The following is a 12,599-nucleotide window of genomic DNA, read 5'->3' as shown; positions in this document are numbered from 1 at the left end:
GCGCCCTGCGCCGTCCGCGGACCGACCGGACTCACGGGGGTTTCCATGTCGCACCGCACCCGCTCCGCCCTCACCCTGTCGGCGGCTGCCGTCCTGCTCGCCGTCACCGCCACCGCCTGCTCGTCGGCCGTCACCACCACGTCAGAGGCCACGGCGTCCCAGCCGCCCGTACGGTCGTCGGGGCAGCGCCAGGCGAAGGTGACGCAGCCGGTGGACCTCACGGCGCCGGATCTGGACGGTGGCGAGGTCCTCGTCCGTCAGGACGGGACGCACGGCAGCCGGGTCCTGGAGTTCCCGAGGGCGGGGAAGGGCGACGGTGACGCCCTGATCGTCGCCGTGCGCTGTCTCGGCGAGGGGCGGCTCGACATCCGACTGCGGCCCCTCGGCGTCGACTTCCCCGTGAAGTGCCGGGCCGGTGACGTCGGCACCGTCCGTCACGAGGCCGCCCTCTCCCACGCGCGGGACGCGGGCACCATCGCGGTCACCGCCACACCCGCCTCCTCCTCCGCCGCCGCCTCCAGCTCCGTGCGCTGGTCCCTGACGGTGGGCCGGGGCACCCTCACGTCCGTCGACCCGATGCCGTGACCCCGCCGCTCGCCCCGTACGCCCCGCCCGGCCCCCTCACATCCCGTCGGCGAACTCCGCGAGCGCGGTGAAGTCGGAGGCGCGCAGTCCCAGTCGGGGGTCGATGCGCAGCAGCAGGGCGGGGGCCTTGTGGTGGACGCTCACGTGGGCGCGGTCCCGGCTGCCGAGTTCGTCGTCGACCCAGGCGAAGGGGCGGCCGTCGGCGTGGGCGACGAGGTGGCGGGTCTTCCAGAAGAGGCCCGAACCGTCGGTCCCGGGCGACGCTTCCCCGTCCGGCCACTCCACGACGGGGAGTTCCGGCAGGCCGAGGACGGGGGCGATGAACGTGTTGGCCTCGCCGACCCAGGTGGTCGCCCAGATCAGGTCGAAGCGGTCGGCCAGAGCGCGGAGTTCGGGACCGTGGGCCTCGTTGAGCCAGACCCGCAGCGGCTTCACCGCCGCCGGGGGCTGGCCCGGATGCCGGGCGATCCAGCCGTCCGGCTTCATCCGGTGGGTGGTGTAACCGGCGGGCCGCCGCTCCGGCTTCGCCGCGTAGGGATTCAGCGGCCCGTCCACGTCGAGGTAGAGGAGCGGCCGGGTCGTCGTCATGACCTCGCGCCCCTCCACGGTCCGTACGAGGAGGGTCGCGCCCCGGTCGTCGTCATGCCCTCGCCCCCCTCCACGGTCCGCACACGGATGCTATGCGTCACGCGCCGCTGCCCGCCTGTGCGTTCTGCCACTGGGTGAGGAGCCGGCGGGTGCCGGCGGCGGTCGGGTGGGCGGCGCCCAGTGTGCGCTCCATCGCGGCGACGATCGCGGCCATGTCGTCGACGGCCGCCCCGTTGTCGGGGCCGGTGCGGTCGTAGCGCAGGATCGTGAGGGAGCTGCGGGCGATCAGCACGAGGTTGTGGTCGGCGCCGAGGTGCTCGGTGCCGGCGGCGATGACGTCCTCGTACGCCGCCTCGGCCTCCTCGGTGCGGCTGTCCTGGCCGAGCCACTCCGCGAGGCACTGCCGGGCGGCCAGGGTGTCGGGGTGGCCGGGGCCGAGGACGGGGGTGATCTCGCCGATCAGTTCGCGTATCGCGGTGAGACGGTCGGGCAGGTTGCCCGTCTCGCCCCGGATCTGGAGGCTCAGCAGACGGGTCGAGAGGGTGTCGGGGTGGGCGGCGCCCAGGACGCGGGTCAGATCCGGTAGGACGGAGTTCAGCCGGTACAGGGCGATGTCGGGCCGTCCCCTCTGCAGGGACATGGCGGCCGACAGGGCGCGGGCGCGCAGTACGGCCGGATCGTCGCCGCCGAGACGCAGCTGCGCCAGGGCCACCGGGAACGGCACCTCCCGGTTCGCCATCCGGACGAGGACGACGACCGCGCCCAGGGAGATCAGCAGATGGACCCAGATCAGTCCGCCGATCGGTACGAACAGGGCGCCCGCGCCGGCCACCACGAGCCCGCCCACCGGCCAACGCCATGACTTCGACACTCGCTGCATTCGAACATCATTGCGGCCCGGCAAGTCCGGCGGAAGAGCGCGCAGTTGACGACCGGCGACCGCTGAGATGCCCGCTGGTGATTGCTGTCCGCCCCAGCCCTCCCCTCTCCCTCACCCCGCCCAGACGATCGCCTGGAGTTCGCTGTAGGCGTGCAGGGCATACGAGCCCACGTCGCGTCCCACTCCGCTTTTCTTGAAGCCGCCGAACGGCGCCTCCATGTTGCGGCCGACGGTGTTGACGCCGACGCCGCCCGCGCGCAGGCGCCGGGCCACGTGGAAGGCACGGGCCACATCGCCGGACCAGACGTAGTCGATGAGGCCGTAGTCGGTGGCGTCGGCGAGTCTCACGGCGTCCTCCTCGTCGTCGAAGGGGAGGACGACCACGACCGGGCCGAAGATCTCCTCGCGGACGACCCTCATGTCGGCCGTGCAGTCGGCGAGGAGGGTGGGGGCGACGTAGAAGCCCCGGTCGGCCGGCGGGCGTTCGCCGCCGGTGACCACGCGGGCGCCCTCCTTGCGGCCCAGTTCGACGTAGGACTCGACGCGGTCGCGGTGGGCCGCAGAGATCACGGGGCCGACGACGGTGCCCCGGTCGCGGGGGTCGCCGACCGGCAACCGCGACGCGTACGCGGCGAGCCGCGTCACCACCTGGTCGTAGACGCCCCGCTGGGCGAGGACCCTGGTCGGCGCGGTGCAGATCTGTCCGCTGTAGAAGGAGAAGGTCGTGCCGATGCCGGCCACCGCCGACGGCACGTCCGCGTCGTCGAAGACGATCGCCGCGCCCTTGCCGCCCAGTTCCATCAGCTGGCGTTTCATGTCGCGCCCGCAGACCTCCGCGATGCGCCGGCCGACCGCCGTGGAGCCGGTGAAGCTGACCATGTCGACGTCGGGCGAGTCCACGGCCGCCTCGCCGGCCCGCGGGCCGGTGCCGCTCACCACGTTCACCACGCCGGGCGGGATCCCGGCCTCCTCCAGGGCCTCCGCCATGCGGTACACGGACAGGGGATCCTGGGGCGCGGGTTTCACGACGACGGTGTTGCCCATGGCGAGGGCGGGCGCGATCTTGCCCGCCGGGTTGGCCCACGGGTTGTTGTACGAGGTGATGCAGGTGACGACACCCACCGGCTGCCGTACGGCGACGGCGCCCATCACGGCCGCCCGGCCGAACGGGCCCGCCTCGTTGACCTGGGGGGCGATCGGTTCCTCCGCCGGTTCCGGCCGGGCGTAGCGCTGGAAACGGGCGGCGGCCACCCCGACCTGCATGCCCCGCGCGGTGCCGGTGGTCGCGCCGGACTCGGCCCCGGCGAGGTCGGCGTACGGGACGAGCCGGGCGCGGATCAGCTCCGCCGTGCGGGCCAGGACGGAGGCCCGCTCGTCGGGGGAGGTCCGCGACCATGCCCCGAGGGCCTCGCGGGCCGCGGCGGCGGCCGCGTGCACCTGGTCCCGGGAGGCCTCCGGCGCCAGCCCGACGACCTCCTCGGTCGCCGGGTCGATCACCTCGTAGTGCCCGTCGACGGGCTCCAGCCAGGAGCCGCCGATGAACAGCCGCTGCCGCTCCGGGGAGCCTGCCCCGGTGCTCACCTCGTGCTCACCGTGCGGGTGTCGCGGCCCGAGCGGAGCACCGTGCCGGGCACGGCCCCGGTCACCACGTCGTCGCGGATGGTCTCGACGCCGTTGACCCAGACCGCCCGTACGCCGAGGGCCTTGGAGTCCAGGCGCGGGCTGTCACCCGGCAGGTCGTGCACCAGGGTGGCCTTGCCGGCGTCGATCCGCTGCGGGTCGAAGAGGACGAGGTCGGCATGCCAGCCCTCCGCGATCCGCCCGCGTTCCCGGAGCCCGAACAGCCGCGCGGGGTCGTCGGTGAGCATCTTCACGGCCTGTTCGAGGCCGACGAGCCTCCGGCCGCGCAGACAGTCCCCGAGGAACCGGGTGGTGTAGGGGGCGCCGCACATGCGGTCCAGATGGGCGCCGGCGTCGGAGCCTCCGAGGAGGACGTCCTCGTGCCGCCAGGTCTCGGCGCGCAGCGCCCAGGAAGCGGGGTCGTTGTCGGTGGGCATGGGCCACAGCACCGTACGGAGGTCGTCGGCGGCGCAGATCTCCACCAGGCAGTGGAAGGGGTCCTGGCCGCGCTCGGCGGCGATGTCCCTCACGACCCGTCCGGTGAGGCCCTCGTTCGCGGCGCTGTAGGTGTCGCCGATGACGTACCGGCCGAAGTTGGCGAGCCGCCGGAAGACGCCCGCCTCCTTGCTGTCGGCGCGCCGCAGCAGTTCGGCGCGGACCTCCGGGTCGCGGAGCCGCTCGATGCGCTCGGGCACGGGCAGACCGAGGACCGGGCCCCAGCCGGGGATCAGGTTGAGCGCGCAGAAGGTGCCGAGGGACATGTTCATGGGGGTGAGGATCGGCATGGTCAGGGCGACGACCCTGCCGCCCGCCTTGCGGGCCCGCTCGCTGGCCTCCAGCTGCCTGGGCACCCGTTCGGGGACGGCCGCGTCGATGGTGAGGACGTTCCAGTTCAGGGGGCGTCCCGCGACCGAGCTCATTTCGACGAAGAGGTCGATCTCCTCGTCGCTGAACTGGTTGAGGCAGCCCGCGACGATCGCCTCGATCTGGGTGCCCTCGTGCTCGCCCACGGCCTTCGACAGGGCGATCAGCTCGGCGGGCCGGGCGTGCCGGGACGCCACCGGCTTGCCGTCGCCGTCGCTGTGCGAGGACGACTGGGTGGTCGACAGGCCCCAGGCGCCCGCCTCCATCGCCTCGTGCAGCAGCCGGACCATGTCGGCCAGCTGCGCCTCGGTGGGCTGCCCGCCGATCGCGTCCGGTCCCATCACGTACCGCCGCAGCGCGCAGTGCCCCACCATGAACCCGGCGTTGACCGCGATCCGCCCGTCGAGGGCGTCGAGGTACTCGCCGAAGCCGTGCCAGTTCCAGGGGGCACCCTCCTCCAGCGCGACCAGCGCCATCCCCTCGACCTTGGACATCATCCGGCGGGTGTAGTCGGCGTCCTCGGGCCGGTCGGGGTGGAGCGGTGCCAGGGTGAATCCGCAGTTGCCGCCGGCGACCGTGGTCACCCCGTGGTTGAGGGAGGGCGTCGCGTACGGGTCCCAGAACAGCTGCGCGTCGTAGTGGGTGTGCGGGTCGACGAAGCCGGGGGCGAGGACGAGCCCGGCCGCGTCCTCGGAGGTACGGGCCTGTTCGGTGACGGTGCCGATGACGGCGATACGGCCGTCGCGCAGGCCCACGTCGGCGGTGTAGGCGGGCGCGCCGGTCCCGTCGACGACGGTCACGCCCTTGATGACATGGTCGAGCATGCCTCGCTCCTTCCGGGTGCCTGGGGACGATGGGGGTGCCGGCGAGCCGTCGGGGGCAGCCTCACCCGGCCGCCCGGAACCGCGACGTCCGGTGCACGGGGTCCGTGTCGATCTTCGGGATGACGTGCTCCCCGACAAGCCGGATCGTCTGGAGCGTCTCCTCCTTGGGCACCCCCACCGGCAGTCCGAAGCTCAGCTGGTCCGCGCCGGCCTGCTCCCACCGCTTGCACTGGGTGAGGACCTCGTCCGGGTCCCCGCAGATCAGCAGTTCCTCGGCGATGAGCAGCTCGATGAACTCCTCGTCGTAGGGCGGCAGCGTCTCGGGCCACACCGGGAACCCCTCGGGGCGGGGGAACGTGTCGTGGTAGCGGAACACCAGCGACGGCAGGTAGTGCAGACCGCCGTCCACGGCGATCCGTACGGCCTCCTCGTGCGTCGGCGCGCAGATCGCCGTGGTGGTCACCATGACGTTGTCGTTGACGAAGTCGCCGATGGGTTCGGCGTCGACGACCGCGGTCTTGTACTGCTCCAGCACCCACTCCATGTCGGAGACCTTCTGCACGCTGAAGCCGAGCACACCGAGCCCCTTGCGCGCGGCCATGGCGTACGACGGCGGCGACCCGGCGGCGTACCACATCGCGGGGTGGGACTTCCCGTACGGCTTGGGCAGGACCTTGCGCGGCGGCAGCGACCAGTGCTTGCCCTGGAAGCCGACGTACTCGTCCTGGAGCCACATCTTGGGGAACTCGGCGATGGTTTCTTCCCAGATCTCCTTGGTGAAGTTCATGTCGGTGACGCCGGGGATGAAGCCGAGGATCTCGTGGGAGCCGGCGCCGCGGCCGCTGCCGAACTCGAAGCGGCCCTCGGAGAGGTGGTCGAGCATGGCGACCTTCTCGGCGACCTTCACCGGGTGGTTGACCTGGGCGAGCGGGTTGAAGATGCCGGAGCCGAGGTGGATCCGCTCGGTGGCGTGCGCGAGGTAGCCGAGGAAGACGTCGTTGGCGGAGAGGTGCGAGTACTCCTCCAGGAAGTGGTGTTCGGAGGCCCAGGCGTACTTGAAGCCGGACCTGTCCGCCTGGATGACGTACTCGGTCTCCTCCATCAGCGCCTTGTGCTCCGCGAGCGGGTCGGTCTCGGCCCGCTTGCCCACGTACCCCTGTACAAAGAGCCCGAATTCCACGGAGGTTCACCGTCCCCACAGCCCGTGGCCGCGCCGGCGGCACAGCCTTTCTGACGATGCGTCAGATTCTGATACGGCCGACTGTTCCACCGGCCCCGTGGAGCGTCAATAGCTGATGAACCGTCAGCTCGACCGTCGGCGGGAGTTCAGAGGAGGCTGACCCCGGCGAGCCATCCACCGTCGATCACGAAGGGCTGCCCGGTGATGTAGGAGGAGTCCTCGCAGGAGAGGAAGAGGGCGAGGCGGGCGATCTCGTCGGGGCGGCCGATCCGGCCGAGCGGGATCCGCTTGCGGTAGAGCTTGTCGATGGTCTCGGCGGACACCCCCTCGCCCGGGTCGGTCATCGCGGTGTCGACGGCGCCGGGGCAGACGGCGTTGACCCGGATGCCCTTGCGGGCGAGTTCCAGCGCGGCGACCCGGGTGAGGCCGACGATGGCGTGCTTGGTCGCGGCGTAGGCGCCGACGTAGGCCATGCCGGTCAGGCCCGTGTAGGACGCGGTGTTGACGATGGTGCCGCCGCCGGCCGCCTCGATCTCGGGGGCCAGGGTCCTGATCCCGAGGAAGACGCCGACCTGGTTGACCCGTACGACCTGCGTGAACTCATCGAGGGAGGTGTCGACGAGGGCGTTGAAGCGCAGGACTCCGGCGTTGTTGACGAGCCCGTCGACCCGGCCGTACGCGTCCTTGGCGGCGGCCGCGGCGGCCGTCCAGTCCTCCTCGCGGCCCACGTCGAGGTGGACGTAGAGGGCGCCGATCTCCTTGGCGAGGGCCTCGCCCTGGTCGTCGAGGACGTCGGCGACGACGACCCGGGCCCCTTCCGCCCGGAACAGCCGGGCCTCCTGTTCCCCCTGCCCCCGTGCGGCGCCTGTGACGAGGACGACACGTCCGTCGAGCTTGCCCATGTGGACTCCCTTCGCGCGGCGTTGGCCGAGGTCAGCGTACCGCTGAACTGACGATCCGTCAGGTGAGCACGAGACGCTTGCATATGCGACCCAAGTGACCGGCCAGTAGGGATATTTGACTCTGTCGAGAGTCTTTGTAGAGACCAATAATTCTCCACCGGAAGGTAAAGCCACCCCCAAGGAGTGAACGCAAGATGGCGAAGAGGCGGTTCAAGAACAAGAAGGTCCGGTACGTCGCGATCGGCGCCTCACTCGTGACGGGCGCGGCCGCTGCCGCCGTACTGCTTCCTTCGGCCAACGCCGCCGAGGAACTGACAGCCGACCAGATCATGCGGAAGTGCGAGAGGGCGGCGGTACTGAACGGGAAGAAGCAGACCACCGCCGATTTCGGTGGCGGCCTCGGAGACGGCTTCGAGTCCGACACCTGTGATTTCGTCGAGACCAAATTCGAGACATTCGACGGACCCACCGAGAAGGTGACCGTCGACTTCCCGAACTGCGAGCCGAACGCCACCGCGCCGGCGAAGGTGACGACCGAGTTCTCGAAGGCGATCGGCCAGGGCCAGGGCAAGTACACCTCCACCCAGCAGGGCGCGCTCGGTGGCCTCTTCGGCGCTCTCAGCGGCTCCTGGGTCAAGCACAAGGGCACCCTGGACATGACCGTCAAGACGGCCACGGCCAGCGAGTCCGAGCAGCGGGAAGTGCCCGTCGGCAAGGTCATGCATGTGACGTTCACGCCGAAGATCCAGCGCATGACCGGCGAGTGGCGCGTGCACGTCGACGCCCGCGAGGCGACGACCACCACCAACGCCACCCCGGAGCAGAACTTCGTCGCCCCGGAGGTCGTCGAGGGCCCGGTGATCCTGGCGAGCGCCGCGGGCACGCCCGGACTCGCGGACGGCACCTCCAAGGTCGTGCTGGAGGACTGCTGACCGGCACCGGCCGGCCCCCGAACCCGAAGACACCCCCACGGGATCCGCACCGCCTCCCCCCTCCCCACGGTGCTCCCCCCTCCCCGGGAACACCTCCCCACCAGCCCTTTTCCGCTCGATCACCCCTGCAGGAGACACGCATGACGAACACCGGGCGCCGCGGCAACCACCGCAGCAAGAAGAAGCGCATCACTCTCGCGCTGGCCCCGATCGCCGCCCTCGGCATGGCCGTCCCGCTGATGTACAGCGCGGGTGCCGCCACGCCGAACGAGGTGGCCACGGACTGCCGTACGGACTCGGACAAACTGGAGAACTGCGAGTTCGTCGACGTCCAGGTCAAGCGGGACAGCCTCGGCCCCAACGAGCGGGTCACCAGCGTGAGCGACAACTGCGGAAGCACCACCGCGGCGACCAAGTCCTTCAGCGGAACGGCCTCCGTGACCCGCACCATCCAACTCGAGGACGGCTTCAGCGTCGACGGGAGCACCAAGCTCGGGAACTCGTTCTTCGAGATCGGCGTCAAGTTCGCCACGCAGGAGATCAACATCAAGCGTGACGACACCACGTCCTCGTTCTCCTTCACCCGGAGCGACACCGTGCAGCCGGACCACATCGCCTTCTTCATGTGGTCCCACAAGCGCACCGACGTGAGCGGGTTCCTGAAGGCCACGTACAAGGAGGAGCAGAACGGCCAGAAGGTCTTCTTCTCCCCCAGCGAGGGCGCGACCACCGTGCACGTCTTCTACCCGCAATTGCTGCAGAGCGGCACCCCGGACGGCCGGCTGTGGCTGCGCAATGTGAAGTGTGGCACGCCTCAGGCCAACGGCATCATCAACAGCGAGAACAGCGCCCGCGCGGAACCCGGATTCGGTCAGGGCGGCGAGAACGTGACCGATGTCGAGGTGTCGCTCTCGGATGTCTCCGTGCAATAGCCGATGCGGCTTCGAAGTCGAATCCGAAGCCCCGGAAAACCCTGAAAAGAAAATGACGGAAAGCCGGCCGGTGTGAACTTCGGCCACCGGTCGGCTGATTCGGGCGAGCCTCCGCGTGGACGTGGAGGCTCGTTCTCATTTGCGAAGGGGTGCGTTCACACGCGGACCGAGGGGGCCGCGCCCAGCCACTTGAGGACCGCTTCCGTGCCTCCTCGGACGTCGAGCTTGGCGTAGATGTTGCTGAGGTTGTTGCGGACGGTCTTCTCGCTCAGCCCTAAGCGCAGAGCGATCTCCTGGGCGCCGAGGCCGGTGGAGAGGAGCTCCATGATCTGCCGTTCCCGGGGCGAGACCAGCGACCGCAGCCGCTCCACCGCCTCCCCGCCGTCCGGCGTCGGCCGGGCCTCGTCACGGAGGGCGGCACAGGCGTCAGGGGACAGATAGGTGTGCCCGACCGTCGCGGCCATGACGGCCGAGGAAAGCATGCGGGAGCAGAAGTCGCCCTCCACCAGATAGCCGACCCCGCCGCGGAACGCCTGGACGATCGTCTCGGAGTCTCGGCACGGCGTCATCAGGATCACCGGCACGCTCATGTCCCCCATCGCCTTCAGCAGCTCCGGAAGGGAGTCGCACGGGTCCGCGCAGTGCAGGACCACGACGTCCGCGCCGGACACGCGAAGGCCGCGGTAGGGCGGCGCCATCGGCACCGCGCGCGCGATGTACGGATCGTCGGGCGCGGGCCAGTCGGCGTGCGGCCAGTCACCCTCCGCGGATGCGAGAGCGATGGTCAGTCCACGCGGCTGCACTGCGGAAACGGTGGTGCCGATGCGCTGGGAAGTGAGGACGTGCTGGGGGGATCGCACTTCGCGTGTCCTTCCGCCGAAGCCATGACGAACGTACATACGTGGCTCGGGCGTCGATTGTTCGAACTTTCAAGGAGAAGTGTCCGCCCGCACGACGCACCCAACGCGCGACTGCTGTCCGAAAGCCGAGGTCAGGGGCCTTCTCCCGGTCCTGCCCGACGGAAAAAAGGGAACCCACTCCGCCCGTGCGCCCGCTCTTGTCTTGGCCTTCACGCAGCTTGCCCAATGGTTACCGGAGGGTAGAGGCATTTGACCCTGTCGCCGCGGCGTCTTCGCCTTCTAGGTTCACGATGACCCTCTCGGATATGTGCCGGATAACCGCTGCCGAGGGTGGAATGTCCCGTGGAAAGCGAGGAGTTCACTGATGGCGGGCACCAGATCGCGTAACAAGCGGCGGAGCAGGCTGCGGTTGTTCGCCGGCTTGTTGACCGCAGTCGGACTGTCGGGCGTCGTCGTTTTCGCGGCGAACGCCGACAGCACCGTCGACGGCACCCTCGACTACGTCGCGCTCGGAGATTCGTACTCCTCCGGCCACGGCGCGAGCAGTACCTATGCGGACAAGACCTGCAAGAGAAGCGACTCCGCGTATCCGGCGCTCTTCTTCGCGAAGTACAAGGCCGATCAGCAGCCGTCCATATCGTCCAGCATCGTCAACCGTGCATGCACGGGGGCCAAGATCCAGGACGTCATCAACAACCAACTCGAGTTCATCACGGGCTCCGTCGAGATGGTGACCATCACCATCGGCGGGAACGATGTGGACTTCGCCAGCGTCGCGACCACCTGTGTCCTGAATGGTTCGGTCACCTGCACCCAGGCGCTGAACGAGGTCGGCCCGAGGATCTCAGCGCTGCGGCAGCCGCTCACCGACCTTCTCGGCACGATACGCAAGCAGGCTCCGGTCGCCAACATCGTCATCTCCGGGTATCCGAAGATCTTCGCCACCGGGTCGTGCGGCGCCCTGGCCATCTCGGAGGACAACCGTGACCAGATGCGGAGCCTTCAGGAGTCGATGAACACCCTGATACGTGAGGTGGCGGCGGCCAGCGACCGGGTCCAGTACGCCGACCCGGACGGCCTGTTCAACACCCACCGGGTGTGTGACACCGGTGACCGGTGGATCAATCAGGTGAGCGACGGCATCGCGCAGTTGGACACCGGGGCGGCCTACCACCCCAACGCCAACGGCCAGGCGGCCATGGCCGATGCCGTCTTCGACGCCGCCACGGGCTTCACCACCGGGCCGTCATAAGCAGCCGAAGAAACCAGCCGTCGACCCTGAGGACCGATCATTCCGGTCCGCATCCCATTCTGTAAGGAGTTCAGCCACTCATGCCCCTGAAACGGACGCACGCCAGACGCTCTCGGCCCGTCAAGGCAGCCGCCTTGGGTATGGGGCTCCTCACGGTCATCGGCATCGCCGGCGTGAGTGTCGCCACCGAGGAAGGCGGTACCACCAGTACCGCCAGAACCCTGGCGGCTGATTCCAATCGCCGCGACGAGGTGTTCGAGCTCATCGCGGCCGCCAAGATACCGGGGCTGGACGGCTTCTCGGTCGGTATCGATCCGGTCGCCGACCGGATCGGGGTGTCCCTTTTCGCCCCCAAGGGTCTGCCGGATGTCGTGACCGGAACACTGAAACTCGGTGACGATGTGACGGTCACGGTCGAGAAGAGTACGGCGCCGCTGCCGAACATCGACGTGAGCGGCGGGGCAGGTATCGGCAACGTCGGGACCGTGGGCTGCACCGCGGGTTTTCCTGTCGGGCTCGTCAACGGGAAGTCGGGCTTCGTAACCGCCGGACATTGCTTCGACGCCGCGACTCCCGCCACCCAGCAGACCGTCCGGATCGGTTCCGTGGCGGCAACCGGGTTCGAATTCAACTACGGCCCGTCCGATCACGGTGTCTATTCACTCGACAACAGCACCGACACCGACAATGTGCTGCCTCAGGTCATCGCCGATGACGGGGCCCACCCGGTCAAGGGGATCACCCAACCCACGGTCGGTATGGCCGTGTGCAAACACGGCATCACCACCGGCACGACCTGCGGGAAGGTGACTCTGGTGAACACCCGGGTCACCTATGCGCAGGTGAATGACGCGACGGGAAGACTGATACGCCCGAGCACACAGATCACCAATGTGATCCAGAGCGATCTGTGCACGGAACCCGGTGACAGTGGCTCCCCTGTCTTCACCCAACCGGCCGCGGGCAGCAACACCCCTGTCAACGCCGTAGCCGTGCACAGTGGAGGACTCACCACAAAGCAGAACGGCAAGAACGTATGCGGTGAGAAGGTGGGATCCACCAATATCGCCTACCACATACCCCTGTCCGACACCCCCGCCAAGAGCACCAACCCGTTCGACGACGTCTTCCTCAAGGTCTCCTCCTGACCCGTGAGGCGAGGCCGGTGAAGTCACCCTGC

12 protein-coding genes are annotated in these 12,599 nt (G+C 69.4%); 5 read left to right on the top strand and 7 right to left on the bottom strand.

Features of this window, described 5'->3' with window-relative positions:
* Positions 1–45 precede the first annotated feature (45 nt).
* Positions 46–585: a hypothetical protein gene (locus tag M8J73_RS20660; protein ID WP_249828924.1), complete on the top strand. Its 540-nt coding sequence runs from the start codon at positions 46–48 to the stop codon at positions 583–585.
* Between the two features lie 36 nt (positions 586–621).
* On the opposite strand, the gene M8J73_RS20655 is transcribed toward M8J73_RS20660, so the two are convergent.
* The 6 genes from M8J73_RS20655 to M8J73_RS20630 form a co-directional block, all read right to left on the bottom strand.
* A complete protein-coding gene (locus M8J73_RS20655) occupies positions 622–1,173 on the bottom strand; it encodes an HAD domain-containing protein (RefSeq protein ID WP_249828923.1) in 552 nt (183 codons plus the stop codon).
* A 97-nt stretch (positions 1,174–1,270) separates the two neighbouring features.
* Entirely contained in the window at positions 1,271–2,053 is a 783-nt protein-coding gene (locus M8J73_RS20650) for a tetratricopeptide repeat protein (RefSeq protein WP_249828922.1), read from the bottom strand.
* 111 nt (positions 2,054–2,164) lie between these two features.
* Entirely contained in the window at positions 2,165–3,634 is a 1,470-nt protein-coding gene (locus M8J73_RS20645; protein WP_055537965.1) for an aldehyde dehydrogenase family protein, read from the bottom strand.
* A complete protein-coding gene (locus tag M8J73_RS20640; protein ID WP_055537966.1) occupies positions 3,631–5,361 on the bottom strand; it encodes an amidohydrolase family protein in 1,731 nt (576 codons plus the stop codon). Before M8J73_RS20640 ends, M8J73_RS20645 begins: the two co-directional genes overlap by 4 nt.
* A gap of 61 nt (positions 5,362–5,422) precedes the next feature.
* Entirely contained in the window at positions 5,423–6,541 is a 1,119-nt protein-coding gene (locus M8J73_RS20635; RefSeq protein ID WP_079054743.1) for an LLM class flavin-dependent oxidoreductase, read from the bottom strand.
* Positions 6,542–6,687: 146 nt separating this feature from the next.
* Positions 6,688–7,443: an SDR family NAD(P)-dependent oxidoreductase gene (locus tag M8J73_RS20630; protein WP_063799172.1), complete on the bottom strand. Its 756-nt coding sequence runs from the start codon at positions 7,441–7,443 to the stop codon at positions 6,688–6,690.
* A 194-nt stretch (positions 7,444–7,637) separates the two neighbouring features.
* Here M8J73_RS20630 and M8J73_RS20625 point away from each other — a divergent pair, with 194 nt between their 5' ends.
* Together M8J73_RS20625 and M8J73_RS20620 are read left to right on the top strand one after the other, a co-directional pair.
* The gene (locus M8J73_RS20625) at positions 7,638–8,375 is read left to right on the top strand and encodes a hypothetical protein (protein WP_249828921.1); all 738 of its coding nucleotides are present in this window, start codon (positions 7,638–7,640) and stop codon (positions 8,373–8,375) included.
* Between the two features lie 140 nt (positions 8,376–8,515).
* Positions 8,516–9,307: a hypothetical protein gene (locus M8J73_RS20620; protein WP_249828920.1), complete on the top strand. Its 792-nt coding sequence runs from the start codon at positions 8,516–8,518 to the stop codon at positions 9,305–9,307.
* A 155-nt stretch (positions 9,308–9,462) separates the two neighbouring features.
* Here the strand turns inward: M8J73_RS20620 and M8J73_RS20615 are convergent, their stop codons facing one another.
* The gene (locus M8J73_RS20615; protein WP_240501321.1) at positions 9,463–10,167 is read right to left on the bottom strand and encodes a helix-turn-helix transcriptional regulator; all 705 of its coding nucleotides are present in this window, start codon (positions 10,165–10,167) and stop codon (positions 9,463–9,465) included.
* 364 nt (positions 10,168–10,531) lie between these two features.
* Here M8J73_RS20615 and M8J73_RS20610 point away from each other — a divergent pair, with 364 nt between their 5' ends.
* Complete coding sequence (locus M8J73_RS20610; protein WP_079054886.1) at positions 10,532–11,419, top strand: SGNH/GDSL hydrolase family protein; 888 nt, start codon at positions 10,532–10,534, stop codon at positions 11,417–11,419.
* 80 nt (positions 11,420–11,499) lie between these two features.
* A complete protein-coding gene (locus M8J73_RS20605; protein ID WP_107423985.1) occupies positions 11,500–12,567 on the top strand; it encodes a S1 family peptidase in 1,068 nt (355 codons plus the stop codon).
* Positions 12,568–12,599 lie beyond the last annotated feature (32 nt).

The sequence above is a fragment of the Streptomyces neyagawaensis genome, assembly GCF_023516595.1.
In the GTDB taxonomy this organism is placed as follows: Bacteria; Actinomycetota; Actinomycetes; order Streptomycetales; family Streptomycetaceae; genus Streptomyces; species Streptomyces neyagawaensis.
This window is presented reverse-complemented; position numbering and strand designations above follow the sequence as displayed.